This is a genomic window from Arthrobacter oryzae (assembly GCF_030812315.1).
GTDB classification, from domain to species: Bacteria; Actinomycetota; Actinomycetes; order Actinomycetales; family Micrococcaceae; genus Arthrobacter; species Arthrobacter oryzae_B.
In genome coordinates this window covers 15,815-41,807 of record NZ_JAUSSM010000019.1, presented here as the reverse complement: position 1 = coordinate 41,807, position 25,993 = coordinate 15,815, and the positions used below count along the sequence as shown (strand labels likewise).

At 65.2% G+C, this 25,993-nt stretch carries 28 protein-coding genes and 2 tRNA genes; 19 read left to right on the top strand and 11 right to left on the bottom strand.

Going from position 1 to position 25,993, the window contains the following annotated elements; all coding sequences use genetic code 11:
• Nucleotides 1-335 precede the first annotated feature (335 nt).
• A complete protein-coding gene (locus J2S97_RS22550; protein WP_307052164.1) occupies nt 336-1,157 on the bottom strand; it encodes a VOC family protein in 822 nt (273 codons plus the stop codon).
• 170 nt (nt 1,158-1,327) lie between these two features.
• Nucleotides 1,328-1,415, bottom strand: a tRNA-Ser gene (locus tag J2S97_RS22545).
• 123 nt (nt 1,416-1,538) lie between these two features.
• Between J2S97_RS22545 and J2S97_RS22540 the strand changes: the two genes are divergently transcribed.
• The 7 genes from J2S97_RS22540 to J2S97_RS22510 all read left to right on the top strand — a co-directional run bounded on the left by J2S97_RS22540 (nt 1,539) and on the right by J2S97_RS22510 (nt 8,101).
• On the top strand, nt 1,539-2,522 hold the full coding sequence (locus J2S97_RS22540) for an NAD(P)H-quinone oxidoreductase (RefSeq protein WP_307052163.1): 984 nt from the start codon (nt 1,539-1,541) through the stop codon (nt 2,520-2,522).
• Nucleotides 2,523-2,652: 130 nt separating this feature from the next.
• On the top strand, nt 2,653-3,189 hold the full coding sequence (locus J2S97_RS22535) for a PadR family transcriptional regulator (RefSeq protein ID WP_307052162.1): 537 nt from the start codon (nt 2,653-2,655) through the stop codon (nt 3,187-3,189).
• 178 nt (nt 3,190-3,367) lie between these two features.
• Entirely contained in the window at nt 3,368-5,668 is a 2,301-nt protein-coding gene (locus J2S97_RS22530) for a carbon starvation CstA family protein (RefSeq protein WP_307052161.1), read from the top strand.
• A 13-nt stretch (nt 5,669-5,681) separates the two neighbouring features.
• A complete protein-coding gene (locus J2S97_RS22525; protein ID WP_307052160.1) occupies nt 5,682-5,873 on the top strand; it encodes a YbdD/YjiX family protein in 192 nt (63 codons plus the stop codon).
• 176 nt (nt 5,874-6,049) lie between these two features.
• Nucleotides 6,050-6,673 carry a bacterial proteasome activator family protein gene (locus J2S97_RS22520; protein ID WP_307052159.1) on the top strand — a complete coding sequence of 208 codons (624 nt, stop codon included), beginning with the start codon at nt 6,050-6,052 and terminating at the stop codon, nt 6,671-6,673.
• Between the two features lie 7 nt (nt 6,674-6,680).
• Nucleotides 6,681-7,136: a hypothetical protein gene (locus J2S97_RS22515; protein WP_307052158.1), complete on the top strand. Its 456-nt coding sequence runs from the start codon at nt 6,681-6,683 to the stop codon at nt 7,134-7,136.
• 119 nt (nt 7,137-7,255) lie between these two features.
• Nucleotides 7,256-8,101: an aldo/keto reductase gene (locus J2S97_RS22510; RefSeq protein ID WP_307052157.1), complete on the top strand. Its 846-nt coding sequence runs from the start codon at nt 7,256-7,258 to the stop codon at nt 8,099-8,101.
• An 86-nt stretch (nt 8,102-8,187) separates the two neighbouring features.
• Here the strand turns inward: J2S97_RS22510 and J2S97_RS22505 are convergent, their stop codons facing one another.
• Both J2S97_RS22505 and J2S97_RS22500 read right to left on the bottom strand, forming a co-directional pair.
• Nucleotides 8,188-8,424: a hypothetical protein gene (locus tag J2S97_RS22505; RefSeq protein WP_307052156.1), complete on the bottom strand. Its 237-nt coding sequence runs from the start codon at nt 8,422-8,424 to the stop codon at nt 8,188-8,190.
• 39 nt (nt 8,425-8,463) lie between these two features.
• On the bottom strand, nt 8,464-9,516 hold the full coding sequence (locus J2S97_RS22500; protein WP_307052155.1) for a hypothetical protein: 1,053 nt from the start codon (nt 9,514-9,516) through the stop codon (nt 8,464-8,466).
• 96 nt (nt 9,517-9,612) lie between these two features.
• On the opposite strand from J2S97_RS22500, the gene J2S97_RS22495 reads away from it, so the two are divergent.
• A complete protein-coding gene (locus J2S97_RS22495; protein ID WP_307052154.1) occupies nt 9,613-10,044 on the top strand; it encodes a hypothetical protein in 432 nt (143 codons plus the stop codon).
• Nucleotides 10,045-10,183: 139 nt separating this feature from the next.
• On the opposite strand, the gene J2S97_RS22490 is transcribed toward J2S97_RS22495, so the two are convergent.
• Nucleotides 10,184-10,256: transfer RNA gene (locus J2S97_RS22490), tRNA-Thr, on the bottom strand.
• A 272-nt stretch (nt 10,257-10,528) separates the two neighbouring features.
• Between J2S97_RS22490 and J2S97_RS22485 the strand changes: the two genes are divergently transcribed.
• Nucleotides 10,529-11,284 carry an HAD family hydrolase gene (locus tag J2S97_RS22485; protein WP_307052153.1) on the top strand — a complete coding sequence of 252 codons (756 nt, stop codon included), beginning with the start codon at nt 10,529-10,531 and terminating at the stop codon, nt 11,282-11,284.
• A gap of 29 nt (nt 11,285-11,313) precedes the next feature.
• Here the strand turns inward: J2S97_RS22485 and J2S97_RS22480 are convergent, their stop codons facing one another.
• From J2S97_RS22480 to tmk, 3 genes are all read right to left on the bottom strand, one after another.
• The gene (locus J2S97_RS22480; protein ID WP_307052152.1) at nt 11,314-12,888 is read right to left on the bottom strand and encodes an alpha/beta hydrolase; all 1,575 of its coding nucleotides are present in this window, start codon (nt 12,886-12,888) and stop codon (nt 11,314-11,316) included.
• Between the two features lie 77 nt (nt 12,889-12,965).
• Nucleotides 12,966-14,108 carry a DNA polymerase III subunit delta' gene (locus J2S97_RS22475; protein ID WP_307052151.1) on the bottom strand — a complete coding sequence of 381 codons (1,143 nt, stop codon included), beginning with the start codon at nt 14,106-14,108 and terminating at the stop codon, nt 12,966-12,968.
• Nucleotides 14,105-14,785, bottom strand: coding sequence for a dTMP kinase (gene tmk, locus J2S97_RS22470; protein WP_307052150.1), 681 nt, complete (start codon nt 14,783-14,785; stop codon nt 14,105-14,107). The genes J2S97_RS22475 and tmk overlap by 4 nt, the downstream gene beginning before the upstream one ends.
• A gap of 88 nt (nt 14,786-14,873) precedes the next feature.
• Between tmk and J2S97_RS22465 the strand changes: the two genes are divergently transcribed.
• Together J2S97_RS22465 and J2S97_RS22460 are read left to right on the top strand one after the other, a co-directional pair.
• The gene (locus tag J2S97_RS22465) at nt 14,874-16,058 is read left to right on the top strand and encodes a trans-sulfuration enzyme family protein (protein ID WP_307052149.1); all 1,185 of its coding nucleotides are present in this window, start codon (nt 14,874-14,876) and stop codon (nt 16,056-16,058) included.
• Nucleotides 16,059-16,067: 9 nt separating this feature from the next.
• Nucleotides 16,068-16,418, top strand: coding sequence for a DUF2516 family protein (locus tag J2S97_RS22460; protein WP_307052148.1), 351 nt, complete (start codon nt 16,068-16,070; stop codon nt 16,416-16,418).
• A gap of 62 nt (nt 16,419-16,480) precedes the next feature.
• Here the strand turns inward: J2S97_RS22460 and J2S97_RS22455 are convergent, their stop codons facing one another.
• A complete protein-coding gene (locus J2S97_RS22455; protein WP_373460640.1) occupies nt 16,481-17,341 on the bottom strand; it encodes a class I SAM-dependent methyltransferase in 861 nt (286 codons plus the stop codon).
• 119 nt (nt 17,342-17,460) lie between these two features.
• Here J2S97_RS22455 and J2S97_RS22450 point away from each other — a divergent pair, with 119 nt between their 5' ends.
• Nucleotides 17,461-18,207: a phosphoglyceromutase gene (locus J2S97_RS22450; protein ID WP_307052147.1), complete on the top strand. Its 747-nt coding sequence runs from the start codon at nt 17,461-17,463 to the stop codon at nt 18,205-18,207.
• A 143-nt stretch (nt 18,208-18,350) separates the two neighbouring features.
• Here J2S97_RS22450 and phoU read toward each other — a convergent pair whose 3' ends face one another.
• A complete protein-coding gene (gene phoU, locus J2S97_RS22445) occupies nt 18,351-19,013 on the bottom strand; it encodes a phosphate signaling complex protein PhoU (RefSeq protein ID WP_307052146.1) in 663 nt (220 codons plus the stop codon).
• 205 nt (nt 19,014-19,218) lie between these two features.
• On the opposite strand from phoU, the gene J2S97_RS22440 reads away from it, so the two are divergent.
• Both J2S97_RS22440 and J2S97_RS22435 read left to right on the top strand, forming a co-directional pair.
• A complete protein-coding gene (locus J2S97_RS22440) occupies nt 19,219-20,439 on the top strand; it encodes a sensor histidine kinase (protein WP_307052175.1) in 1,221 nt (406 codons plus the stop codon).
• Nucleotides 20,436-21,116 carry a response regulator transcription factor gene (locus J2S97_RS22435; protein WP_307052145.1) on the top strand — a complete coding sequence of 227 codons (681 nt, stop codon included), beginning with the start codon at nt 20,436-20,438 and terminating at the stop codon, nt 21,114-21,116. Before J2S97_RS22440 ends, J2S97_RS22435 begins: the two co-directional genes overlap by 4 nt.
• Nucleotides 21,117-21,224: 108 nt before the next feature.
• On the opposite strand, the gene J2S97_RS22430 is transcribed toward J2S97_RS22435, so the two are convergent.
• Nucleotides 21,225-21,761: a hypothetical protein gene (locus J2S97_RS22430; RefSeq protein WP_373460641.1), complete on the bottom strand. Its 537-nt coding sequence runs from the start codon at nt 21,759-21,761 to the stop codon at nt 21,225-21,227.
• A 339-nt stretch (nt 21,762-22,100) separates the two neighbouring features.
• Here J2S97_RS22430 and J2S97_RS22425 point away from each other — a divergent pair, with 339 nt between their 5' ends.
• The 5 genes from J2S97_RS22425 to cysS all read left to right on the top strand — a co-directional run bounded on the left by J2S97_RS22425 (nt 22,101) and on the right by cysS (nt 25,911).
• Nucleotides 22,101-22,583: a CarD family transcriptional regulator gene (locus tag J2S97_RS22425; RefSeq protein ID WP_011690592.1), complete on the top strand. Its 483-nt coding sequence runs from the start codon at nt 22,101-22,103 to the stop codon at nt 22,581-22,583.
• 112 nt (nt 22,584-22,695) lie between these two features.
• Nucleotides 22,696-23,517: a 2-C-methyl-D-erythritol 4-phosphate cytidylyltransferase gene (gene ispD / locus J2S97_RS22420; RefSeq protein WP_307052143.1), complete on the top strand. Its 822-nt coding sequence runs from the start codon at nt 22,696-22,698 to the stop codon at nt 23,515-23,517.
• A gap of 2 nt (nt 23,518-23,519) precedes the next feature.
• Nucleotides 23,520-24,014, top strand: a complete 495-nt coding sequence (gene ispF / locus J2S97_RS22415) for a 2-C-methyl-D-erythritol 2,4-cyclodiphosphate synthase (protein WP_307052142.1) — start codon at nt 23,520-23,522, stop codon at nt 24,012-24,014.
• Nucleotides 24,015-24,082: 68 nt separating this feature from the next.
• The gene (locus J2S97_RS22410) at nt 24,083-24,409 is read left to right on the top strand and encodes a hypothetical protein (RefSeq protein ID WP_307052141.1); all 327 of its coding nucleotides are present in this window, start codon (nt 24,083-24,085) and stop codon (nt 24,407-24,409) included.
• A 47-nt stretch (nt 24,410-24,456) separates the two neighbouring features.
• On the top strand, nt 24,457-25,911 hold the full coding sequence (gene cysS, locus J2S97_RS22405; protein ID WP_307052140.1) for a cysteine--tRNA ligase: 1,455 nt from the start codon (nt 24,457-24,459) through the stop codon (nt 25,909-25,911).
• Nucleotides 25,912-25,993: the final 82 nt, after the last annotated feature.

Genomic DNA, 25,993 nt, shown 5'->3' with positions numbered 1-25,993 from the left:
GGGGCTCAGTGGAATGTGTCCGGCTTTGTGGCGACGGACAAATGGGGCCGGACTTTACTCCTGGTCAAGTAGTTTCCGGCACAGCAAAACAGGGTTGAATGAACTTGCGATTGATTTGGCGTGCATTCTGCGAGACGTCCCCCAGCGAAACGTTCACCGCCGGCCCCGGGGCGGCATCGGCCCGGTCCCGGAAACGGTGTCTTTTTGGTTTGGTGCGCATGCCGGCCCGCCCCATGTGCCGACATGAAAAAAAGAATACCGGCCAGTAGCTCGGATGGGAGCCGCTGGCCGGTATTTCTTAGAATCAGTTTTCCTACGTGGACCTCCTCGGCGGCTTAGGCGCCGGCGGCGTCTTCGGCCGTGGCCTGTCCGCCGCCTCCCTGCCCGGTATCTGCCACGATCTTGAACATGGCGCCGGTGGGGTCGGCAAGAGTGGCCAGCCGGCCGAACGGGGTGTCCTCGGGTGCCCCGATGACCTTTCCGCCGAGGCTGAGAGCTTTGTCGACGGATGCGTCGGCGTCCTCTACGGCGAAATAGACCTGCCAGTTGGACGGAACGTCGGCCGGCATGTAGCCGGAAGCGTCCATGATGCCGGCCTTCGCGGCGTCCCCGGCGCCCAACGTGGTGTAGCGGAATTCGGGGGTGTCGCTCATGACGTCGGTGTCCCAACCGAAGACGTCCTGATAGAACTTCACGGCGGTGGCGTAGTCCTTGGTGTGAAGTTCGTGCCAGGCTGCAGTCCCGGGCTCGGCCACGAGCTGGAATCCGGTCATTTCACGTGGCTGCCAGATACCGATGGCGGCGCCTGTAGCGTCTCCGAACATGGCCATGTACCCCTGCTCCGGGACGTCCATGGGCTCGATGTAGACCTGGCCGCCATGCTGCTTGACCGCCTCGGCTGTGGCGGCGGCGTCGTCGGAGCGCAGGTAGGTGGTCCAGACGTCCGGCATCCCGGCCATGGTTTCATCCTTCTGCATGAGTCCGGCCACGGACTTGCCGTTTTTCCAGGCTGTAATGTAGCCGCCGTATTTCTCCTCGTCGCCCGTCTGGAAGTCCCATCCGAACAGTTCCCCATAGAACTGCTTGGCGTTGGCGGCGTCCGAAGTCATGAGGTCGATCCAGCACGGTGCGCCGGGCGTGATGTCAGGGCTGGGCATAGTGGCTCCTGTCGGTGTCCGCGGCAGCACGCCCGCGGTGAGTGGATGGTCTGTGAAGACAAACCAGACACTATTCCGGAGCACTGACACTTTCAATGGTCCCGGTCCAAACTTTCCCTTAACGGAAAATACCCCGGGTCCTGATAATCCAGGACCCGGGGCATCGTTCGCGGAAGGTAAGAGATTCGAACTCTTGGTACGGGGTTACCGCACACTGGTTTTCAAGACCAGCTCCTTCGGCCGCTCGGACAACCTTCCTTACCGAGTAGTGTTTCATAGGCAGTTGGCTGCGACAAAAACCGTCCGGAGTGTTTGCGGGCAGGCGCAGCCGCTGCGCACTATTTTTTGTGGCAGGAAGCAGCTAGGAATCGGGAGTTCACCATGAAGGCCGTCTACGTTAGCAAGGCCGGCGGGCCCGAGGTGCTCGAAGTACGCGAGGTCCCGGCGCCGGTTCCGGGCCCCGGCGAGGTACTGATCGACGTCGTCGCCGCGGGCCTCAACCGCGCCGACGTCCAGCAGCGCAGGGGTTTCTACCCGCCGCCGCCCGGCGCCTCGGAGATCCTCGGCCTGGAGGTTTCCGGCAGGATAGCCGGCTTCGGTCCGGACGTGTCCAAACCGTTTTCCGTGGGGGAGAAGGTTGTGGCCCTGCTGGCAGGCGGTGGCTACGCCCAGCAGGTGGCGGTCCCCGCCGAGCAGGTGCTGAGGATTCCCGACGGCGTGGATCTGGTCACCGCCGCTTCCCTGCCCGAAGTGGCGGCCACCGTTTACTCGAACCTGATTATGACCGCGCAGCTCCACCCGGGAGAGACCGTGCTGATCCACGGCGCCACCGGGGGCATCGGCACCATGGCCATCCAGCTGGCCAAGGCCTTCGGCGCCAAGGTTGCAACTACCGCCGGCACGGCCGAGAAGGTGGGCACCGCCAAGGCCTTCCTGGGCGCAGATATTGCCATCAACTACACCGAGGAGGATTTTCCCGAATCCCTGCGGGCACAAAACGGCGGCAAAGGTGCGGACGTCATCCTGGATGTCGTCGGTGCCAAGTACCTCCAACAAAACGTGGACGCGCTGGCGGACTACGGCAGGCTCATCGTGATCGGACTCCAGGGCGGCACGAAGGCGGAACTGGACCTCGGGAAACTCCTCAGCAAGCGGGCAGCGATCATCGGCACCGCACTGCGCCCGCGACCGGTGGCCGAGAAGGGCGTGATCATGAATGCAGTGCGGGAATCCGTGTGGCCGCTCCTGACCGACGGGCGCATCCGGCCGCTGGTTGCCAAGTCCTTTCCCCTGGACCAGGTGAGCGCAGCCCACGAGTACTTCGACTCCGGCGATCACGTGGGGAAGGTCCTCCTGGTCATGTGACCGTCCCCGCCGCGAATGAATACCCAGTATTGCCTTGAGGGTGGAATCACGCTACTGTAATTCCATACGCGGTATGCACGCGTCTTGGGGGCGCGTGTATGCCGTCGTCTTTGCGACATCAGGGGGCAGCATGTCCATTCGTCACAGTCTCCTCGCCCTGCTTCAGGACAAATCCCGTTACGGATACCAGTTGAGGGTCGAGTTCGAGGACCGCACCGGCTCTGCCTGGCCACTGAACATCGGGCAGGTTTACACCACCCTGGACCGGCTGGAGCGGGATGGACTGGTCAGGAACGAAGGCGGTGACGGCGAAGGCCATGTGGTCTACAGCATCACGGACGCAGGCCGGAGCGAAGTCATTGGATGGTTCCAGGCTCCGGTAAGTCGCGGCAACCCGCCCCGGAACGAACTCGCCATCAAACTTGCCCTCGCCGTGACGATCCCCGGCGTGGATGTCGCCGCCGTCATCCAGGCACAGAGAGTCGCCTCAGTGAAAGCGCTGCAGGACTACACCAAGTCCCGTCGCGATGCTTCCGCCAGTCAGCGCAGGGCGGATACCGCGTGGCTGCTGGTGCTTGATTCGCTGATTTTCCAGACCGAAGCCGAGGTCCGGTGGCTGGACCTCTGCGAAGCACGGATGGCCCAGCTTAACAGCCCGGCCCCGTAGCCGTGGACGGCGTCCCGGGTCGGGCCGTCCGCCAAATCCCTGCCGCTCAGCGCTGCGCTCCGACCGTTCGGCGAGGCGCGCGGCGCCGCCGCCCCCAAACCAATATCCGGGCCCACTACGCCTTGCTAAGGTGCCATGGGGAAGATCACTCTTAAGCTGGGATTCTCAAGGAGGAGACATGGGCAAAATGCCGGATGGCAAAGCACGGACAGCATTGGCGGACGACGTGCTGGTGCCGGATCCAAATCTGCCACCAACAGCGGTGGATGAGGCGGTGCAGGAAGCCGAAGAGCGCAAATGGACACCGCGGAAAATCGCGATCTGGGCAGCCATCGCACTGCTTGGCGGCGTCGCCTGGTTCATGCTGGCCATTGTCAGAGGGGAAACGGTCAACGCGATCTGGTTCGTGTTCGCCTCCGTCTGCACGTACCTGATCGGCTACCGCTTCTACTCCAAGGTGATCGAACGCTACATCACCAGGCCGAATGACCGCCGCGCCACCCCCGCTGAGTACAAGGCGGACGGCAAAGACTATGTCCGCACTGACCGCAACGTCCTGTTCGGCCACCACTTCGCCGCCATCGCAGGAGCCGGCCCGCTGGTGGGCCCGGTCATTGCGGCCCAGATGGGCTACCTGCCCGGCACCATCTGGATCATCATCGGCGTCGTCCTGGCCGGGGCGGTGCAGGACTACCTTGTCCTTTTCTTCTCCATGCGCCGCGGCGGCCGCTCACTGGGCCAGATGGCCCGCGAGGAACTCGGCGTCATCGGCGGCACCGCCGCCTTGATCGCCACCCTGCTCATCATGGTGATCATCGTGGCTATCCTCGCCCTCGTCGTCGTGAACGCGCTGGGCGAAAGCCCCTGGGGTGTGTTCTCCGTGGGCATGACCATTCCCATCGCGCTCTTCATGGGCGTGTACCTGCGCTTCCTCCGGCCCGGCAAGGTCCTCGAAGTTTCGCTCATTGGCTTTGTCCTGCTCATGGCGGCCATCATCGGCGGCGGGATCGTCGCGGAGACCGAATGGGGTGCGGCGTTCTTCCACCTGGACAAGGTCACCATCGCCTGGGGCCTCATCGTCTACGGCTTCATCGCCGCCATCCTCCCGGTCTGGCTCCTCCTGGCACCCCGGGACTACCTCTCCACGTTCATGAAGATCGGCGTGATCGTCATGCTGGCGCTGGCCATCATCGTGGTCCGCCCCGAAATCACCGTGCCGGCCTTCAGCGAGTTTGCCAGCAGGGAAAACGGTCCGGTCTTCCCCGGGGCGCTCTTCCCGTTCCTGTTCGTCACGATTGCCTGCGGCGCGCTATCCGGCTTCCACGCCCTGATCTCCTCCGGCACTACCCCGAAGCTGATCGAAAAGGAACGCCAGACCCGCCTGATCGGCTACGGCGGCATGCTGATGGAATCCTTCGTGGCCATCATGGCCCTCGTGGCGGCCATCTCCATCGACCGCGGGCTGTACTTCGCCATGAACTCGCCTGCAGCCCTGACCGGCGGGACGGTCGAAACCGCCGCCACCTGGGTGAACAGCCTTGGGCTTGCCGGGGTGAACCTCACCCCGGATCTCCTGGCCGAGACCGCCAGGAACGTCGGCGAGGAAAGCATAGTGTCCCGCACCGGCGGTGCCCCCACACTGGCTGTGGGGCTCGCCCACATCATGCAGCAGTTCATCGGCGGCACGGCCATGATGGCGTTCTGGTACCACTTCGCCATCATGTTCGAGGCGCTCTTCATCCTGACCGCCGTGGACGCCGGCACCCGCGTGGCCCGCTTTATGCTGCAGGACTCCATCGGCAACTTCATCCCCAAGTTCAAGGAACACTCGTGGCGGCCGGGAGCCTGGCTCTGCACGGCTGTCATGGTGGGTGCGTGGGGTGCGGTGCTGCTGATGGGCGTTACCGACCCGCTGGGCGGCATCAACACGCTCTTCCCGCTGTTCGGCATCGCCAACCAGCTGCTCGCCGCCATCGCCCTGTCCGTCTGCATGGCCATCGCGGCCAAGCGGGCCTCATTCAAGTACCTCTGGATTGTGGCACTGCCGTTGGCGTTCGCGGCCGTTGTGACCATCACTGCGAGCTTCCAGAAGATCTTCTCGCCCGTCCCGGCCGTTGGCTACTTCGCCAACAATGCGGCCTTCTCCAAGGCCCTGGCGGACGGCAAGACGGAATTCGGAACCGCCAAGACCGTAGCCGCCATGGAAGCCGTGGTCCGCAACACCATGATCCAGGGCTGGCTGTCGGTGATCTTCGTGGTGCTGAGCATCATCGTCATCATCACGGCGATGATCGCCACGGTGAAGGCCTTCCGCAACGAGTCCGCAGGCATTGGTCACGATGACCACGAGGACCCGGCCGTGCCGTCCCGGGGCTACGCTCCGGCGGGGCTCATTCCCACAGCGGCAGAGCGGGAACTCGTGGCCCAGTGGAACAAACTTCCAGCAGAGCTGCGGCTCGAAAAGCCCGCGCACCACTGATGCGGACCCGGTCATGAGCGCAATTCTGGACGGGTTCCGCGGCTTCGCCCGCTACTTCGGCAGTGTGATGGGTGCGGACGCCTATGCCAAGTACCTGGAGCATCACACCGCTTCCGGTCATCAGGACGCGCCCATGAGCGAGCGCGAGTTCTGGCGGGACCACACGGACCGGCAGGACAGCAATCCCCAGGGCCGCTGTTGCTGAGCAGACTGTTGCTGAGCAGCCACGGCTGCTGAAGGCAAATTTGCCGTTCGAGGGCGCCGCCGGATCCATGGGGTCCGACGGCGCCCTCTGCCGTTCCTGCGCAGCGCCAGTCCCGTCCGGGTCAACTGCGTTCATTGACTGGCGTCTGTGCTCACGGCTCGTGAGAGTATGAAGCCATGAGCGATCCGAACGACACTCAGCCTGCGGTTGACGCCCCTGTAGAGGGCACCACTCTCGACGACGCGGCTCCTTCCGCCCCCATATCGAACCCTGAAACGGGGACGCGGCCCAAGGGGAGCAGCGTCCAGGACCTGGTGGACGAGCCCGCCAAAGTGATGCGGATCGGCACCATGATCAAGCAGTTGCTGGATGAAGTGAAGTCGGCACCACTGGACGACGCTGCGCGCGGGCGACTGGCAGCAATCCACGAACGCTCCATCAAGGAACTCCAAGACGGGCTGGCCCCGGAACTCGTCGAAGAGCTGGAACGGATCAGCCTGCCTTTTCCCGAACAGGCCACGCCGTCCGACGCGGAACTCCGCATTGCCCAGGCCCAGCTGGTCGGCTGGTTGGAAGGGCTGTTCCACGGCATCCAGACCGCCATTGCCGCTCAGCATGCCGCCCGCGAACACGCCATGGCGCAGAGGCAGCTGCGCCAGCTGCCGCCCGGGACGGTGATCGCCCCCGGCGTTGTGATCGGCGAGGACGGCACGCCGGAGCGCGCCCGGGCGGCGCACCCCGGCGCGGAGAAGGCCGGCACAACGGATGATCCGGACCACGGTCCAGGCCAGTACCTTTAGGGTTCCCGTGGCATTCTTCGCAGCTGCCCGCCAGGGGCGGAAGGACGACGCCGAGCTCGGCAAGGGCCTGTGGCGGCGCGCCCATGACCGTTTCCACCGCGGGCTTGACCGGTTCCACCAGGTCCTGGAGGGCGTGGAAGATGACCAGCTCTATGCCGAGCTTGTGGAGATCGCCAACGACCTCGCCGGGCTCTCCGTCCGGGTCCGGGAGGTTTGTGTCGAAGCGCAGCGGCGCTCACCCAGCGACGGACTGGACATCCCGGGAGCACTGGCAGGCGTCCACCGGTCGTTGTCCAAGGCCGGCAACTCCCTCGCCACCACGGCGGAAGCGGCTGCGATGCTGCGCCTTGCAGTCGGGCCCATACCCGTCGGGGCTGCCTCGGTGCGGCGTCGTGCGGAATCGGTCTTTGAACAGATCGCCGACGCCGAACGCCGCCTTGCTGAACAGCCGCAGGAATCGTAGCGGGCAGGGGGAGCAGTTGCCCGCCAGCCAGCCGACCAGGCCGCTATTCCCGGTTAAGCGCCTAGCTTAGCCAGCCGGTTTCGCTGGCCGGGCGGGGCCGTCCTTGGCACAATGAACGAATGACTCTTTCTCCTGAACTGACTTTCAATGACGGCAACACCATTCCCCAGCTCGGCTACGGGGTGTGGCAGGTTGAGGACGACGTTGCGGAAAAGGTAGTGGTCCAGGCCTTCGAGGCCGGATTCCGCCATATCGACACCGCCAAGATCTACGGCAACGAAGCGGGCGTGGGCCGAGCCATTGAACGCTCCGGGCTGACGCCGGAAGACATCTTCATCACCACCAAGCTGTGGAACGCGGACCAGGGGTACGAGTCAACCCTGGCCGCCTTCGAGGCATCCATGGAGCGGCTGGGCCTCGAAACCCTGGACCTGTACCTGATCCACTGGCAGCAGCCGCAGCAGGACAAGTACGTGGACACCTGGAAGGCGCTGATCGAGCTGCAGAAGCGCGGCCGGGTCAAGTCCATCGGTGTCTCCAACTTCACCACCGAGGGACTGCAGCGGATCATCGACGAGACGGGCGTTGTCCCGGCCATCAACCAGGTGGAGCTGCACCCGTTCTTCAACCAGGCGGAATTGCGCGAATTCAACGCGTCCAAGGGCATCCTCACCCAGGCGTGGTCACCGCTGGGCCAGGGCGGCGAGCTCCTGGAGCACGCGGCCATCGCGGAAATCGCGGCCAAGCACAGTGCCACGCCGGCACAGGTGGTCATTGCCTGGCACCTTGCCATCGGCAACGTCGTGATTCCGAAGTCCGTCACGGAGTCCCGGATCCGCGAAAATTACGCGGCCCTGGATGTCACCTTGGACGGCACGGACATCGAGGCCATCAACGGACTGGACCGGACTGCTGAGGGCGCCGGCCGCATCGGCCCGGACCCGGCCGTCTCCGATTTCGCCTAGGCGGTCACAGGGCCCGGCGGCGTAGCGCCAAGGCCGGTTTGGCAGGAGGCCCCGCACTCATGAAGTGCGGGGCCTCCCGCGTGTCCTCAGGCTGCCAGGCGGCCCTGCTGAGCGGGCACGGCGTCGATCACGGCCCAACCCTGCTCGTCGGAAACATTGCGGCTGGCGAAACGCTCCGCCTCGGCCTGGGTGCTGAACACTTCCGACCGGATCAGGCCGCAGTCGGCATCAAAGTAGGTGACGTGGAATTCCCGGTGGCCAGCGGCGTCACCGCCGTGGCTAGCCCGGGTTGAGGACTTGCTGTTGCTGAAGTTCGTATCCATGAATCCAGTGTGCAACCGGCCTCTGACAGTAAAGGCCACTCAGTCCGGCGTGTTGCGAAGCCGGAGCACCCTTTCCCTCGCGAGCACTTCCGCCCGTTGGCCTTTTTCCGCGGCGCGGGCAGCCAGTTGCTTTTGGGCAGCCGTGGCCTCCCGCCGTTTCCTGGCCTGCTCGAACTGGGAATCAACAACCTTGAGCCGTTCGCGGAGGCTGCGCGCTTCGTCCCCGAGCCGGGTCATGTCCGCTTCGGCTTCCTCGAATTCGGCCGTGCGGAGCCGTGCTTCCTCCGCTGCTGAGCGCGCGGCTTCTTCCGCTTCGGCCAGCCGCGCCGCGGCACGCTCCACGGCTGACGGTGTTGGGGCCGGCCGCTCCGTCCTGACGGCTTTGAGCCGCGGTTTCTCAGCGGAAGCTGCGGCGGGCGCATCGGCCGCCGGGGTGCCAGCCTTAGTGGCGCGCCCCTTGGACTTCCCGGGCGCCTCCACGGCCTTCCCCGACTCTGACACCTTCCCCGACTCGGACGCCTGCCCCGACTCAGACGCCGGGACTGCCTCCGGTGCCGGAACAGCCGGGAGGGTCAGCACGGAAGGGACTGCAACAGCGTCGTGGAGGTCCACACTGTCCACGCCGTCGGCCGAAAGTACCCGGAGCAGCCTGCCGCTCCGAACGGCAGTGGCCGCACCTTCGTCAACAGTGGCGGCCCGCAGCGTTTGTTCCACTTCGGTGGCCACCGCGCCGCTGAGCTTGCGGCCATGCTCTTCCGCCACCGTGCGGGCTGCGTCCATGACCCTGTTCAGCAACTGCCGCCGCTCCTGTGCGAGCGAGCGGAGGGCGCCGGCGTCGAGGTCCCCCTGGGCGCTGCGCATCAACGCACCGAGCTCTTCAAGCTCCCTGAGGGGGCCGGGACGGTGCACCGCGAGCATGTTGACGGCCCAGGCCGCCGCGGACGGCTTGGGCAGGGCACGGACATCGTCGGCCGGGGCGCGGCCGCTATCCGCCGCGGCAGCCTTGGCGGCTGCTGTCCGTGCGGTCACGAACTCCTCCAGCGGCAGCCTGTAGAGCGCGGCGGCGATGTCCGCCAGTTGTTGCTCATCCATGCGAGCATCATATGGGCCGCGGCCGCTTCTGCGCCTCCGAGTGAGCTCCGCCGCCTGCGGCGGCGCCCTGCAGCAGCCACTGGATAAGATCGCAGGGTGACGAACTCACCGAGCGATGAACTCTACGTCGTCCGCCCTTGGTGGAGGCGACGGTCGCTGCCCTGGGCCGCGTTGGTGGGTGCCTCCATCATCCTGACAGGCATTTCTTTGGAGCGGACATTGCTGTTCGTCTACGAGCCTGTGCCGGAGTTTGTGGAGCGTTTGCGAGTCGGCAGGTTGTTCATGCTCGCCGGGTCGGCTGCATCCATTGCAGCGGCCGTCTGGTCCCAGATTCGGCAGTATCCGCTCTGGGTAACGATCTGCGTTGCCGCGCCGGTGGCCCTAACAGGGATGGCCACGATGGTCACAACGCCGCCATCGCTGATACCGCAGATCTTTGGTTTGTTCGCCTTGCCGGCGGCTCTGGCGGGGCTCATCGGAGGCGTGTCTTTCCATAACAACCGGAAGTGGTCCGGTGACGGGCAATAAGTTCCGTGGTCCGCCATCCTTCAGGGGCTGCAGCGCTCCCAGCGTCAGGCCGGCGCGGGGGTGGTGAACGCTGCCCGCTTCAAACCAGTAAAAAACCCCGCATCGTCGAAAATTTCGCGACAACACGGGGTTCTTCCCGAGCTTCCTATCAGAATCGAACTGATGACCTTTTCATTACGAGTGAAACGCTCTACCGACTGAGCTAAGGAAGCACCGCACGACAAGACCCGGAAGAACCGGGCGGATCATGCAAGAGACAACTGTAATAGAGTCCCCTGCCCGGGTCAAAATGAGCGGTTCATGCATCCGCAGGATCGCCGGTCCGGCCGGGCTGGCGGTGTTCCGGAAGTGCCGGGGCGGACGTTGTCTGGATGTTCATCCTGCGGTCGAAGCGGGTTCAGCAGGGGGTTCCGCCGGGCTCCCACTGTGGAAGGATCAACCGCCGGCCGCGTCGACGGCCGCTTGTCAGCGAAGGGGCTTGGCCATGACTCCGGACACAGCAGACGTATCCGCAACAGCAACCGCAGCCACACTGCAGGGGACGCTGCCGGGCGCCGCCCATGACGTCCGGCTCGCCGTACTGGCGATGGTGGGAACAACGGTGTTCGACGGCGGACTCATGGAGCGCGCCATGGGCCGCACCCTGGCAGACCAGGGCGTAGGGGAAGGCTCGGCGGAGTTCGAACGCATGCTCCGGTACGCCAGGGACACGGCAGGGATGTCGAAACTCGCTGTCTTCAGCCATCTGTTTAAGGACCGGGCCCGGGCCGCAGCAGCGAACACCTTCTTCGAACGCAGCTGCGATGAGCTGATAGCAGACGGCGTCATCCGGGCAGTGCCCGGCGCCGAGGATGCGATTGGCTGGCTGCGTGAGGCCGGCATCATGGTCTGCCTTGCCACGGGCTTCGGACGCCACACGCAGAACATGGTGCTGGAGAGCCTTGGCTGGATGGGTTTGGCGGACCTTAGCCTGTGTCCCGCCGATGCAGGGCGGGGCCGGCCCTACCCTGACATGATCCTGACGGCCGTCCTCGCACTGGACCTGGACGACGTCCGTGAGGTCGCCGTGGTGGGGGACAGCTGCGCGGACATCCAATCGGGACTGCGGGCCGGAGCCACCACGGTTGCCGGAGTCCTCACCGGCGCGCACGGGGAGCCAGCGCTCCGCGCGGCCGGTGCCACCGCCGTCGTGCATTCCATCCGCGACCTGCCGGTGCTGCTGGAGCCCCGGTCCGCGTAGCCCGTTGCGTCAGGCCTGCGCCGGCGGACCTAGCACTCCGTGTTGTCCGCGGGTGCCTCCCCGGTCAGGAGATAGCCATCCACGGCGTCGGTGACGCAGCTGTTCGAGCGGCCGTAGGCCGTGTGGCCCTCGCCTGTCCAGGTCACCAGGGAAGCGTTGCCCAGCTGCTTCCGCAGGGCGCCTGCCCACTCGACGGGAGTCGCCGGGTCACCGGTGGTTCCGACGACCACGATGGGCGCGGAGCCGGGGTACTCCACGGGCGCGGGCGTGCGGATGCTCTTGTACGGCCAGTCCTGGCAGTTGGTGCCGCCGTAGGCGAAGAAGTAGCCCAGGGTGGGGGATTCCTGCCGCAACTTCTGCTCGTCCGCCCGCATGGCTGCCGCGTCAGTCACCATGGGGTAGTCCAGGCAGTTGATGGCGTTGAACGCGAAGGCACTGTTGGACGTGTACTTGCCGCCGGCATCCCGGTCAGCGCCGAGGTCGGCCAGCCGCAGCATTGGTGAGGGGTCGCCCTTGAGTGCCGAGTCCAGGGCCTGGGTCAGCACGGGCCAGTTGTCGTCGTTGTACAGCGGCAGGATGAGTCCGCTGACGAAGGCCGAGCCGGTAACCAGCCTTCCGTCCTGTGCGCGCTGCGGATTGGCGTCCACGGCCGCCACCACGTCGCGGATCTGCTGAACGCCGCTGTCCACGGTTCCGCTGAGGGGGCAGCCGTTGTCGCCGAGGCACTTCTCCACGTAGGCGCGGATGGCTTTTTCAAACGCACGGGCCTGGCCGCTGGTGAGTTCCTCGTTGCTGAGGGACGGGTCCAGCGCACCGTCGAGCACCATGCGGCCCACATTGTCCGGGAAGAGTGAGGCGTAAGTGGACCCCAGGAACGTGCCGTAGGAATACCCTAGGTAGTTCAGCTTGGTGTCGTTGACGACCGCCCGCAGGATGTCCAAGTCCTTGGCGGCACTGACGGTGTCCACATGGGCAAGCAGCGGACCGGTTTTTTCGGCGCATTTTGCGGCTGTTGCCTTGTTGTCCGCAATAGAGGCGGCCAGGCCGGCGTCGGAACTGAGATCGTAGCTCTTGGCCCGGGACGCGTCCCGTTCCTGGTCAGTGAGGCATGTTACGGGCGAGGACCGCTTCACTCCGCGAGGGTCGAACCCCACCAGGTCATAGCTGGACCGGACTTCACTGGAAATATTCGTGGCGCCCGCGTCCTTGACGAAGTCATAGCCCGAGCCGCCCGGACCGCCGGGGTTGACCAGCAGGCTGCCGGTTTTGTTTCCGGTTGCCGGCATTTTGAGCGCCGCGATCTCGATGCTGTCGCCGTCCGGCTTGCTGTAGTCCAGCGGCACCTTGATCTTGGCGCACTGAAGCTTGTCCTCGCAGGCAGTCCAGGAAACCTCCTGCGAGTAGAAGCTCCGGAGCTCCTCGGGAGCCGCCTCGGCGATCGACGGATCAGCCTTGCCGGTGCTGGCGCCGTTTGATCCGCCGTTGGACGTGCCGAACAGCGTGCAGCCGGTCAGCGCGAGCAGCACGGCCAGGGAGCCAGCAGCTGCCTTGACCGCGGTCGCTCCGGACTGTGACCGTAGGGGCAGACGTCGGGCAGGCTTCATGCAGGGCTCCTTGAGGGACTTGGCGTGGGCTCGGGCGGGGAACGGACGGCGGCGGGACGGGGCTGGACGGATCGGCACTAGATCAGGCTCGCGGCCATGGATTCGATGGCCAGCAGCGGTGCAACGTTGGTGGTGGTAATTCTCTCGCGTGCCTTGTTGATCGCATCCATCCGGGCGAGCGTTGCCTCCGGACCGGAACGGCCGGCAAACTCCGTCAGCTCGTTCCTGAGTTCAACGTTCACCAGTTCCACGGCGTTCCCCATCTGGATGATCAGCACGTCGCGGTAGAACGAGAGCAGGTCCGTGAGCGTCCGGTCAAGGGAATCGGTGATGGAGCGTTTGGCCCGCCGCTTCTGGTCATCCTCGAGCTGTTTGACCTGGCTTCGCATGGCGGGCGGCAGCGTACCGCTTTCGGGGGCGCCCAGCGTGGCCAGGAGCGCCGCTTTCTCCTCGGCGTCGCGCACTTCATTGGAGCTGTTGGCTTCCTCCGTGGCGATCTTCACAAGCTTTTCGGCCATCAGGACCGCCGCGGTGATGCCCCGCATTCCCAGCGGGAACCGCACGGTTTCCAAACGGCGTTCGCGGGCATCAGCATCCCGGGCGAGCCGGCGCGCAATACCGACGTGGCTCTGCGCTGCGCGGGCCGCACGTTCGGCAAGGGCGGGATCCACGCCGTCGCGCCTCACCAGCAGTGCCGCCACATCGGCGGCAGGCGGGAGCCGCAGCGCCACCGCGCGGCAGCGGGACCGGATGGTGACCAGGACGTCCGCCGGGGAAGGAGCGCACAGCATCCACACGGTCCGGGGCGTGGGCTCCTCGATGGCCTTGAGAAGCACATTCGTGGTGCGTTCGGCCATCCGGTCGGCATCTTCCACCACGATGATCCGCCACCGTCCGGATGACGGCCGGTTTCCCGCGGTGGAGACCAGATCCCTTGCTTCATCGATGGTGATGGTGACTTTTTCGGTGCGGACGAACGCCACGTCCGAGTGCGTTTCCCCCAGGATGGTCAGGCAGGCCGCGCATTCGCCGCAGCCGCGCCTGGTGACGTCCTCCTGGTCGCAGTTGAGGGCAGCGGCAAACGCCTTGGCAGCGTTGGACCGGCCGGATCCGGGCGGGCCGGTGAAGAGCCAGGCGTGGGTCAGGTTTTCGCCCTGGGCGGCCTGGCGCAGTTGGGCGACGACGGCGGGCTGGCCCTGCAGGTCATCCCAGACGGTCACGGGGCGACACCGTTCCGGGAAACTTGCCAGGGAATTTGCCGCGACAGCAGCAGCTCATCCACACGCGCCAGGATAAGGCTGGCCAGCTCGTCGACGGGCAGGTGGGCGGGTAGCACCAGGTAGTGGTCCGGCCGGCCGGCTGCGAGGTCCAGGAAGGCGGAACGGATCTTGGCATGGAATTCGTCGGCTTCGGATTCCATCCGGTCTTCCGCGGCGTCGCCTGCCGTGCGGCGAAGCCGGCCCACGGCGGGGTCGACGTCAAGCAGCACTGTGAGATCCGGTTGGAGGCCGGACGTGGCCCACTCGTTCAGATCATGCACGGCACCGGTTCCGAGCTCGCGCCCGGCCCCTTGGTAGGCTACCGAGGAATCGATGTAGCGGTCCGTCAGCACCACGTCGCCGCGTTCCAGGGCGGGCAGGATGACCTGGTCCGCGTGGGCCGCGCGCGACGCGGCAAAGATCAGGGCTTCGGTGCGGGCATCGATGTGGCCATGGCCGTGGTCCAGGACCAGGGACCGCAGTTTTTCGCCGATCGGGGTGCCGCCCGGCTCCCGGGTGCGCAGCACCTTAACACCGCGCGACTCAAGGGCCCCGGCCAGTGCTGCGGCCTGCGTGGACTTGCCTGCGCCGTCGCCGCCTTCGAAGGCGATGAACAGTCCGGGGTTCTGGTTAGTCACAAGACCAGCCTACCGACAATCACTGACAGCTTAGGTGTCAGTCGTAACGGCTTTCATGCGCTGCAGGCCTCCCACGTACTCTTTGACCATGAGTCTTTCCGAACAGCAAGCCGCCGAGCTGTCGGCTGAAACGGTGGTTGTGGCCGCCGGCCGTCCGCCCCGAAAACGCGATGAGCCAGTCAACCAGCCCATCGTCCTCTCGTCCACCTACTTCGGGACCGGGCCCCTCGCCGACGGCGACCGCGGCTACGGCCGCTACTCCAATCCCACTTGGGATCCGTTCGAAGAAGCCCTGGGCCAGCTTGAAGGTGCGACCCTCCCCGGCCTGCTGTATGCCTCCGGGCTGGCTGCCGTAAGTTCGGCGCTGTCCCTCATCCCGGCCGGGGGAGTCCTGGTGATGCCCTCGCACAGCTACGCCGGTTCCCTGGTGATGGCCACCGAACTCGCTGAGAAGGGGCTGTTCGAGCTCCGCACTGTGGATATCGCGGACACGGACGCCGTGAAGGCGCTGCTGGCTCCGGCCGACGGCAAGGCCGCCAGCATGCTGTGGCTGGAGAGCCCCACCAACCCGATGCTCGGGATCGCGGACATCCGCGCCCTGACCGCTGCCGCCCACGCGGCCGGCGCCATCGTCGTTACTGACAACACTTTTTCCACCCCCTTGGTCCAGCAGCCGCTGAGCCTGGGGTCCGACGTCGTCCTGCACTCGGTCACCAAGTACCTGGCCGGGCATTCCGACGTTGTCCTGGGCGCCCTCGTGACGTGCGACGCCGCCCTCCGCGCAACGCTGCTGCACCACCGCATCATCCACGGCGGCATCGCGGGTCCGTTCGAAGCCTGGCTTGCCCTGCGCGGCCTTCGTACGCTCGCCCTGCGCATCGAACGCTCCCAGGCCTCGGCAGCAGTCCTCGCCGAGCGGCTGAGCGCGCATCCGCGCATCGAGGGCATCCGGTTCCCGGGCCTCGCCTCGGATCCCGGCCATGACCGCGCCAAGTCACAGATGAAGAGCTTCGGTTCCATCCTGTGCGTGCAGATTGCCCCCGCCGGCGGGTTCAACGGCGCCGACGCAGCGGACAAGCTGGTCCGCGCACTGCAGCTGTGGCTCCCCGCCACCTCGCTGGGCGGTGTCGAGTCCCTGATCGAACGACGACGGCGGCACGCGGCCGAGCCGGTCAGCGTGCCGGACAACCTGGTCCGCCTGAGCGTGGGGATTGAAAACGTAGACGACCTTTGGGCCGATTTGGAGCAGGCACTGGACGCTCTGGACGGATAGGCTGGGGTCGTGGACGGAAAACAGTTGATTGGCTTTGTCGAGACCGGGGTCTATTTCGTACTGGCGCTCGTGGCGTTCTGTCTTGAAGCGTGGGCGTTCTTTGACTGCCTCCGCCACAAGGCGAACGCTTTCGAAGCCGTGTCCAAGCGGACCAAGACGTTCTGGCTGGCACTGACCGGCGGCGCCTTGGCCATCGGTGCGCTGTCACTCTTTGGCGGCGGCAGCGGTTTCGGCACGCTCGGCCTGTTCGGGCTGGCGGCAGTGACCGCAGCGTCCGTCTACCTCGCCGACGTGCGACCCGCCGTGAAGGATGCCGGTCGGGGCGGCAGCCGCAACATGGGTCCCTACGGCCCCTGGTAGCCGGCCGCCTTTCCGCGGAAGCCCTTCTTCGCAGCCTTCCCTAACCTTCTTAGCAGCCTTCCCTAGGGTGAGGGAGCGACGGCGTCCCAGCCCACCGTCAACTCGCCCAGCCGCCATCGGGAGGGGCCGTCGTGAACGGGCCAGCCGCCGTCGAGCATTGACCGGCACATGGCCGTCCACCGTTGCCTGTTCCCGAACGCCGCCAGCGGCGCCGCATTCAGCCAGGCCTTGTCCAGTGCCTGCAGGAAACCATGGATTTTCTCGCCGGGAACGTTCCGGTGGATGAGTGCCTTCGGTAGCCGTTCGGCAATTTCCGAGGGCAGCACGAAGCCGCCGAACCGCATCGAAATGCTGAGGCTGAGCGGCCCGCCGACGTCAAGGGCCACCCACGTCACGCGCCGCCCGATCTCGTCGCAGGTGCCGTCAATGAACAGCCCGTCCGGGCTGAGCCGGCTTCGGACCAGGCTCCAGATCGCCTCAACATCGGCTTCCTCGTACTGCCGCAGGACGTTGAACGCCCGGACAATCACCGGCTGGCCCGGCACAGGAATCTCGAAGCCGCCCACATGGAAGCTCAGCCCGGCCCGTTCCAGGGCCTTGGCGGCGCGGACCCGCGCGGGCTCGATCTCTATTCCGGCCACCCGGACATCCGCGCGCACTGCGGACAAACGGTCAAACAGCTCGACGGCGGTCGCAGGGGAGGCGCCGTATCCGAGGTCGATGACCAGCGGATCGGTTGCCCGGCGCAGCCGCCAGGCCTGCGGTCCCGCGAGCCAGCGGTCCAGCCGCCGCATCCGGTTGGGGTTGGTGGTGCCGCGCGTGACGTTGCCGATCGGTTTGCCGCTTTTGCCTGCGCCGCCGGCTCCGCCTTGGGAATGGTTCCCGGCCCGGACGGGGGCTACGCGTTCAGCTTTCTGCACCACCGGACAAGCTTAACGGTCCGCCTGCGCCGCACGCCTGCCACGGCGTCCTTCAACTGCCCCTCAGCGCCCACGATGTAACGCTCGGCACTGCTACCGCCTGCTCGGCTAGGATAAAAACCATGACTTACAAGCTGATTCTGCTGCGCCACGGCCACAGCGAATGGAACGCCAAGAACCTGTTCACCGGCTGGGTGGACGTTGACCTCAATGACCAAGGCCGCGAGGAAGCAGCACGCGGCGGCGAGCTCCTGGTTGAGAACGATGTTCTCCCGGATGTCCTCTACACCTCGCTCCTGAAGCGGGCCATCAACACGGCCAACATCTCCCTGGACAAGGCCGACCGCGGCTGGATCCCCGTCAAGCGCGACTGGCGCCTGAACGAACGCCACTACGGCGCCCTGCAGGGCAAGGACAAGGCACAGACGCTCGCCGAGTACGGCGAAGAGCAGTTCATGGAGTGGCGCCGTTCCTACGACACCCCGCCGCCGCCCCTGGACGACAACAGCGAATTCTCCCAGGCGCACGATCCCCGTTACGCGGACCTGGGCGACGCCCTCCCGCGCACCGAATGCCTGAAGGACGTCCTTGTCCGCCTGATGCCCTACTGGGAATCGGACATCAAGGAAGACCTCAAGGCCGGCAAGACCGTCCTGGTCACCGCCCACGGCAACTCACTGCGTGCGCTCGTCAAGCACCTTGACGGCATCAGCGACGAAGCCATCGCGAGCCTGAACATCCCCACCGGCATCCCGCTGGTGTACGACCTCGACGAGGACTTCCAGCCCGTCAAGCCGGGCGGCACGTACCTCGACCCGGAGGCTGCTGCGGAAGCCATCCTTGCGGTGGCCAACCAGGGCAAAAAGTAAAGTTACGCGTTAAACGACTGCGGGCCGGCCACCCTAGGTGACCGGCCCGCCGTCGTTGTCCCCCTCAACTTCGAGTTTTTGTCCAGATAATGCCGCCAAAGTGCCCGCCAAAGGCCATTATCTGGACAAAAACTCCAGGGAAATCAGCTGATTTCGGTGCTGTTCGGGTGCCAGGCGCCGGTGACCAGGTACGTGACCTTCTGGGCAACGGAGACGCCATGGTCAGCGAACCGCTCGAAGTAGCGGCTGGCAAGGGCAACGTCCACGGTGGTGGCCGGGGACTCGCTCCAGTCGCTGCGGGCGATTGCCTTGAAGACGCTCAGGTGCAGGTCGTTGACCGTGGCATTTGCTTTGAGGATGTCGCGGGCGACTTCCAGGTCACGCGTTTCCAGCAGTTCGGTGAGCTTGTTCGCGATCAGAAGGTCCTGTTCGGCGAAGCTCTTGAAGGTGTCCGCGAGCTGCGGCGGAATCACCGTGGCGGGGAAGCGGAGCCGCGCCAGCTGGGCGATGTGCCGGGCGAGGTCGCCCATCCGCTCCAGCGAGGCACTCATCCGCAGCGAACCCACGATCATCCGAAGGTCGCTGGCCACGGGCCCCTGGAGGGCGAGGATATCGATGGCACGCTCGTCCAGGCTGTTCTGCAGGAAGTCGATCCTTGCGTCAGCGGCGATGACGTCCTGGGCGAGGTCGACGTCCGCGCCTTCGAAAGCGGTCGTGGCCTTGTCAATGGCCTCGCTGACCAGCTTTGAAATCTCGACGAGCTGCTCGCCCACCTGTGTGAGCTCCTCCTGAAAAACCTTACGCACTACGCGTCCTTTCCTTGGAAATCCTTTCCCCACCGTGGTGGCGGGCAGATTTCGTGTCACCGCTCAGCAGTCCAACTGATAACTCTGTCAGCGGCCGGTGAACTGTTACGCACCTATAGGTGAACGTTAGTTGAACCCATCGGGTTATCGCATCACATTCGTCGTTGGCGCCCGGGGCAGAGCATAAGCTGGAGCCGTGGATCCAATGCTCATCGGTGTCATCGCAGGCCTGGTCGGTCTGTCTTTCGGCATCTTTGGCGTGCTCGCCTTCAGGGTGAGCGAACAGCAGCGCAAGCTGGTGGACGTTGAATTCGACGAACCTGCGCTGCCTCCCGGGGCTGCCGAGGTGCTCGCCGTCGTCGGCCGTGCCTTTGTGGTGGTCGACGCGATCGACGGCGTGGTGAGGGCGAGCCCGGCCGCTTATGCCTTCGGCCTGGTCCGCGGGCACACCGTGGTCCACGCACAGCTCCTGGACATGACGGCCAGGGTGCGGCGGGACGGCGTCATCCTCGAGAAGCAGTTTGAACTGCCCCGCGGCCCGCTGGGCCAGGGGACCATCATCGTCCAGGTCCGCGCAGCCATGCTCGGTGAGGAATACATCCTCCTGCTCGCTGACGACCGGACCGAGATCACCCGCACTGAGGAGATCCGCAACGACTTTGTTGCCAACGTTTCGCATGAACTCAAGACGCCGGTAGGCGCCATTTCCCTGCTGGCCGAGGCCCTGGAATCGTCGGCTGACGACGAAGTGGCCGTCCGCCGTTTTGCCAAGCGCATGGAGAAGGAGTCGGCGCGGCTCGCAGCACTGGTGCAGGACATCATCGAGCTCTCCCGGCTGCAGGGCGCCAACGTGGCCCAGCAGGGACATCCCGTGGACGTCAATTCAGTGATCACCGAGGCCGTGGACCGTTCGCAACTGCCAGCTGAAAGCAAGAACATCTCCATCGTGGTCGGCGGACGCGTGGACGCCATGGTCTACGGTGACCAGGACCTGCTGGTCACGGCGCTGCGAAACCTGATCGACAACGCCATCCGCTACTCGCCCGAGAACACCCGGGTGGGGATCGGCGTGCGCGCCAAGGAAGGCCTGATCTCCATCTCTGTCACTGACCAGGGGGACGGCCTGAGCCCGGAGGACCAGGAACGTGTCTTCGAACGCTTCTACCGTGTGGATGCAGCGAGGTCGCGGCAGACGGGCGGCACGGGCCTGGGTCTGAGCATCGTCAAACACGTCATCTCCAACCACGGCGGGGAAGTGACGCTGTGGTCGCAGCCCGGCCAGGGCTCCACCTTCACCATCCGACTTCCAGAGATGGAGGGGCAGGACGACGGCGACGCCCCCGCGGCGCCCGCAGCGGCCGCCCGTAGCACCTCACCACACAGTCACGACGCCACCGGCGTCCATGAGCAAGGAGCCAGCGCTTGAGCAGGATTCTCATAGTCGAGGATGAAGAGTCGTTCAGCGACCCACTGTCCTACCTCCTGGGCAAGGAAGGATTCGAGGTGGAAGTCGTGGACAACGGCTTGGACGCCATCACGGAGTTCGACCGCAACGGCGCTGACCTGGTGCTGCTGGACCTCCAGTTGCCCGGCCAGTCCGGCACCGAGGTGTGCCGGCAGCTGCGCCAGCGCTCCATGGTGCCCGTCATCATGCTGACCGCCAAAGACGCCGAAATTGACAAGGTCGTAGGGCTGGAACTCGGGGCCGATGACTACGTCACCAAACCATATTCCTCCCGCGAGCTTGTTGCCCGCGTCAGGGCTGTCCTTCGGCGGCAGGGGGAGCCGGAGGAGCTGATCACCAACACGGTCCAGGCGGGGCCCGTGAGGATGGATGTTGAACGCCACGTGGTGAGCGTCGACGGTGAACAGGTGTCGCTGCCGCTGAAGGAATTCGAGCTGCTGGAAATGCTGCTGCGCAATTCCGGCAGGGTGCTTACCCGCGGCCAGCTCATCGACCGGGTCTGGGGATCAGACTACGTCGGGGACACCAAGACGCTGGACGTCCATGTTAAGAGGCTGCGCAGCAAGATCGAGCCGGACCCGTCGGCCCCGCGGTACCTTGTGACCGTCCGGGGCCTGGGTTACAAATTCGAGCCCTAGGCAACGGCCGGTTAGGAAGAAAGCCGGATTCACAAATGGAGGGCTCCCGCCCGGCGGGAGCCCTCCTTTTGCGTATCTGATCTGCGTACCTGAGTCTGCGTGGCCGGGTTAGTGGCTTTCGCTGCTCGTGGGAGTCGGGGTGGCCGTCTCCGAGACGGTGGGCTCGCTGCCTTCCGGCAGGTACTCCTTGTATTCGGGCAGCGTCGCGTCCAGGACGGGCACCCTGACCTTGGCGTTCTGGTTGGTGCCGTCTTCGGAAATGCTGACCTCGGACAGCGAGCCCGGGATGGCCCCGGTGCTGCTGAGGATCGCCGGATCCGTGGAGTTGTTAAGCAGGGTGTAGGAATTCGGCTTCACAGACACCTGCGTCTGCGAGCCCCCTGCCCCGTTGATAGTCAGCTTGACGTCGCTGGAAGACGAGTTGTAAATCGCACCGATCACGCGGCCCGGCTTGTCCTCGCCGGTGGAGACGATCATGAAGTTGCGGATCTGGAGCGGGCCAAGATCTTCCCTGGTGCCGTCCGATGCCGAGTACTGCTCTGTGGTCTGCTGGGCGTTGATGTAGCCGCAGCCGGTTACGGACAGCAGGCCGATGGCAACTGCTGCCGTTGCCATTGCCAGCTTGCCGCGCTGGCCCCGGTTCATCGCAGTGAAACGCACGTCACGCACTCCTTGAGAGTCTTGAAACATTATTCAGCCATAGCCTATCCTCAAACCGTCTCAAACAAGGATTCGGGCAGTACACATTGGTGTCCGGAAACAAGCCCCAACCCAACGGCTCCGCACACCTCCGCCGGGCCCGGAAGACCATCCGGGGTCCCTTGGCATGACCCCCTTCATGCACTAATATCCGCATTCGTCAAGGGGTTGGCGGGGGTGGATTACCCCCATTTTCCCTGTATTTACGCGGTTCCCGGCCCGGATCCGTGCCAGTCGTATGCCTGAATCGTGATAAACTGGTCTGCGGGAAAGGGGAAAGTCCACATGGTTTTTGAGGTCGGCGAGACAGTAGTTTACCCTCACCACGGTGCAGCAAAAATTGAAGAAATCAAGATGCGCACCATTAAGGGCGAAGAGAAGATGTATCTCAAGCTCAAGGTGGCTCAGGGTGATCTGACCATTGAAGTTCCAGCAGAGAACGTTGACCTTGTTGGTGTTCGCGACGTAGTGGGCAAAGAAGGTTTGGAGCATGTGTTTGACGTGCTCCGGGCCGAGTTCACTGAAGAGCCTACCAACTGGTCGCGTCGTTACAAGGCAAATCTGGAGAAGCTTGCTTCCGGGGACGTCATCAAGGTGGCAGAGGTCGTTCGTGACCTGTGGCGCCGTGATCACGACCGCGGCCTTTCCGCAGGTGAGAAGCGTATGCTGGCCAAGGCCCGCCAGATTCTGATTTCAGAACTGGCACTGGCTGAAAAGACGGACGAAGAGAAGGCTGCAAGCGTTCTCGACGAGGTCTTGGCTTCCTAAGAATTGAACCCCGGTGGCTCACCAGCCGCCGGGGTTTCTTTTTGCCCGGATTTTGACGAATCCCGGGATTTTGCCGGGCACCGGAAGCGGGCGGGCACGTAGTGTTGTGCCCATGAGTGCAACAGAATTTTCGGCCGGTTCCGGGCCGGACACCGGGGACCACCGCCCCCGCCCAGTTGTCGCCGTTGTCCTGGTCGCGGCCGGGTCAGGCCAGCGGCTTGGATACGGCATGCCCAAAGCGAGGGTCCCCCTCGGCGGGGAACCCATCCTGATGCACGCCCTGCGCGGGATAGTTGCGTCCGGCGTCGCCCAGCAGGTCTGCGTAGCCCTGCCGGCAGGCGACGGTGCACTCCGGCAGATGTGCGATGACTTCAAGGACGAGCTTGTCGACGGCGGGCCCCTGCTGACGCTGGTGGACGGAGGCGCAACGCGCGCTGACTCCGTGCGTTCAGCCTTGGCGGTCCTGGAAGATGGCACGCAGGCCGTGCTCGTCCACGACGCCGCGCGGGCGCTGACGCCGGAATCCGTCTTCCACCGAGTGGTCGACTCGCTTGCGGCTGGCGCCTTGGCCGTCATCCCGGTCATGCCGGTGGTGGATACCGTCAAGACGGTTGAAGCAACGACCGACGAGGACGCCCTGATTGCGCCGGAGGTGGTCGTCGGTACGGCTCCGAGGGAGAAGCTCCGCGCCGTGCAGACTCCGCAGGGGTTTGACCTTGACACGTTGATGAAGGCCCATCGCGAAGTGGCGGGCCTCGACGAAGCTCAGTCCGCCGCCATTACCGATGACGCGATGCTCGTGGAACGGCTCGGTGTTCCGGTCCACGCCGTCCGCGGGGCCAGCCAGTCACTCAAGATCACCACACCCCTGGACCTGATCATTGCCGAGGGCCTGCTCGAAGGTCCCTTGGGCGTACGTTGGGTGGAAGGCTGATCATGGCAGTTCCCATCATTCCCAGAACCGGAATCGGCATCGACGTCCACGCTTTTGCCACCGCGGACAATCCGCGGGCGCTGTGGCTGGGCGGCCTTCTGTGGGACGGCGAGCAGGGCCTGGCCGGCCACTCCGACGGCGACCCCGTGGCCCATGCCGCGGCGGACGCCCTCTTTTCGGCCTCCGGGATCGGCGATCTCGGCACCCACTTCGGCACCGACCGCCCGGAATTCGCCGGTGCCTCCGGTGTGACGCTCCTCGCCGAGGCTGCGCGCATAGTGAGGGCGGAAGGTTTCGAGATCGGGAATATCGCGGTTCAGTTCGTGGCCAACAGGCCAAAATTCGGTCCACGCCGGCAGGAGTCCCAAGCCGTCCTCAGCGCGGCGGCCGGAGCCCCGGTCAGCGTCAGCGCCACCACCAGCGACGGCCTCGGCTTCACCGGACGCGGGGAGGGCATTTCCGCCCTCGCCACAGCGCTGGTCTACCGGGCGGGCTGAGGCCGGGCACGCCTTTCGCCTAGGCTTAAGGGAGTCAGACCTCTGCCGAACACTCCAGGAGACCCCTCGTGAAGAAGCCGCTTGCCGCCGTCGTACTCATTGCAGGAATGTTGCTGAGCGGTTGCGGAACGCCAAAAATGAGTGTCGAGGAAAGCTGCAAGTTCCTCAATGGGGACACCTTCGTGCCCACTGGAAACGAGCAGCAGCAGGCTGACCAGATCGCCAAGCACTACCAGGAAGTGGCGGACAAGGTTGCCCCCGAGGTTGCCGAGCCCATCCAGAAAATGGCGGACATCATGAAGAAGGTCGCCAGTACCTCGCTGGGCACCAAAAGCGCCGAGCAGACCCAACAGCTGAGCGAGCAGAACAACAAGATCGGCGAAGTCTGCAAATAGGGGGCCCGGCGCCGGGCCCGGCCATGGCGATCAGCTAATCTGGAGCGGTGACCTTGCGCTTTTACGACACAGCATCCGCCGAAGTCCGCGACTTCGTCCCTCTGACACCGGGCAAAGTGAGCCTGTACTACTGCGGCGCGACGGTGCAGGGACTGCCGCATGTCGGACACATTCGGTCAGCCATTGCTTTTGACCAGCTCACCCGCTGGCTCGAATACCGGAAATTCCGCGTGACCGTGGTCCGGAACGTCACGGACATCGACGACAAAATCCTCGCCAAGTCAGCCGCCTCCTTTGAGCCGGACTTCGAGGAAGGCCCGGACGACATCCGGGAAGAGGAATGGTGGGCGCTGGCCTACCGCTACGAGCAGGCATTCCTCAATGCTTATGACACCCTGGGCGTTTCCCGTCCCACGTACGAGCCGCGCGCCACCGGCCATATCCCGGAGATGCACTCGCTGATCCAGCGCCTGATCGATCGCGGCCATGCCTACCCCGCCCTCGACGATTCCGGCGACGTCTATTTCGACGTCCGCTCGTGGAACCGTTACGGGTCCCTGACCCGCCAGAAGATCGATGAAATGCAGGGCGCTGCCGACGCCGATCCGCGCGGGAAGAAGGACCCGAGGGACTTTGCGCTGTGGAAGGGTCACAAGGAAGGGGAGCCGACGACGGCCAGCTGGGTTTCGCCCTGGGGCACCGGCCGGCCGGGCTGGCATCTGGAGTGCTCGGCCATGGTGACCAAATACCTCGGTACCGAGTTCGACATCCATGGCGGGGGACTGGACCTCCGGTTCCCGCACCACGAAAACGAGATGGCTCAGTCCCAGGCGGCAGGCCACGCGTTCGCCAACTTCTGGATGCACAACGGCATGGTGACGTACCAGGGCGAAAAGATGTCCAAGTCCATCGGCAACACCGTCAGCCCCACCGAAATGCTTGAGATCGCTTCGCCGCGCGTGGTGCGCTACTACCTTGGCCAGGCACAGTACCGCTCCATCCTGGACTACCAGCCCACGTCGCTGCAGGAAGCCTCCGCCGCGATGGAGCGGATTGACGGCTTCGTTGCCCGGGCCGTGCGGGCATTGTCAGACGGCGGTTCCCTCCTGTTCGGCAGCCATGGCGAGGTGCCGGACGCCTTTGCTGCGGCCATGGACGACGACTTGAATGTTCCGCAGGCGCTGGCCGTCCTTCACGACACCGTGCGGGCAGGCAATACCGCGCTCACCGCGGGCGACAACGCTGCAGCCAGGGCAGCGCTGCACTCCGTCACCGACATGCTTCGCGTCCTGGGCCTGAACGACGTCGCGGCCCCCGCACGGGACGACCAGGCAGACGCAGCCCTGGGCGTCCTCGTGGAGGCCCAGCTTGGTGCCCGGGCGGAGGCGCGGGCCACCAAGGACTGGGCCGCATCGGATGCCATCCGGGACACGCTTGCCGCTGCTGGCGTCGTCGTCGAGGACGGTCCGGACGGCGCCAGCTGGACCCTCAAGCGCGGCTGAGTTGTGGCAGTCCGAAGGCCCGGCAGGGCGCTGGACCGGCGATTTAACCTGAGTAAGTAGACTGGAGGTCAGACTTACTCAA

Excerpts from the sequence above, each read along its gene's own strand:
- J2S97_RS22485 (WP_307052153.1), top strand. The coding sequence starts at position 10,529 with ATGACTCCGGACACAGCAGACGTATCCGCAACAGCAACCGCAGCCACA.
- J2S97_RS22425 (WP_011690592.1), top strand. The coding sequence starts at position 22,101 with ATGGTTTTTGAGGTCGGCGAGACAGTAGTTTACCCTCACCACGGTGCA.
- J2S97_RS22550 (WP_307052164.1), bottom strand. The coding sequence starts at position 1,157 with ATGCCCAGCCCTGACATCACGCCCGGCGCACCGTGCTGGATCGACCTC.
- ispF (WP_307052142.1), top strand. The coding sequence starts at position 23,520 with ATGGCAGTTCCCATCATTCCCAGAACCGGAATCGGCATCGACGTCCAC.
- J2S97_RS22540 (WP_307052163.1), top strand. The coding sequence starts at position 1,539 with ATGAAGGCCGTCTACGTTAGCAAGGCCGGCGGGCCCGAGGTGCTCGAA.
- J2S97_RS22465 (WP_307052149.1), top strand. The coding sequence starts at position 14,874 with ATGAGTCTTTCCGAACAGCAAGCCGCCGAGCTGTCGGCTGAAACGGTG.
- J2S97_RS22530 (WP_307052161.1), top strand. The coding sequence starts at position 3,368 with ATGGGCAAAATGCCGGATGGCAAAGCACGGACAGCATTGGCGGACGAC.
- J2S97_RS22510 (WP_307052157.1), top strand. The coding sequence starts at position 7,256 with ATGACTCTTTCTCCTGAACTGACTTTCAATGACGGCAACACCATTCCC.
- J2S97_RS22525 (WP_307052160.1), top strand. The coding sequence starts at position 5,682 with ATGAGCGCAATTCTGGACGGGTTCCGCGGCTTCGCCCGCTACTTCGGC.
- J2S97_RS22500 (WP_307052155.1), bottom strand. The coding sequence starts at position 9,516 with ATGGATGAGCAACAACTGGCGGACATCGCCGCCGCGCTCTACAGGCTG.
- J2S97_RS22440 (WP_307052175.1), top strand. The coding sequence starts at position 19,219 with ATGCTCATCGGTGTCATCGCAGGCCTGGTCGGTCTGTCTTTCGGCATC.
- J2S97_RS22505 (WP_307052156.1), bottom strand. The coding sequence starts at position 8,424 with ATGGATACGAACTTCAGCAACAGCAAGTCCTCAACCCGGGCTAGCCAC.
- J2S97_RS22430 (WP_373460641.1), bottom strand. The coding sequence starts at position 21,761 with ATGAACCGGGGCCAGCGCGGCAAGCTGGCAATGGCAACGGCAGCAGTT.
- J2S97_RS22520 (WP_307052159.1), top strand. The coding sequence starts at position 6,050 with ATGAGCGATCCGAACGACACTCAGCCTGCGGTTGACGCCCCTGTAGAG.
- J2S97_RS22480 (WP_307052152.1), bottom strand. The coding sequence starts at position 12,888 with ATGAAGCCTGCCCGACGTCTGCCCCTACGGTCACAGTCCGGAGCGACC.
- J2S97_RS22450 (WP_307052147.1), top strand. The coding sequence starts at position 17,461 with ATGACTTACAAGCTGATTCTGCTGCGCCACGGCCACAGCGAATGGAAC.
- J2S97_RS22535 (WP_307052162.1), top strand. The coding sequence starts at position 2,653 with ATGTCCATTCGTCACAGTCTCCTCGCCCTGCTTCAGGACAAATCCCGT.
- ispD (WP_307052143.1), top strand. The coding sequence starts at position 22,696 with ATGAGTGCAACAGAATTTTCGGCCGGTTCCGGGCCGGACACCGGGGAC.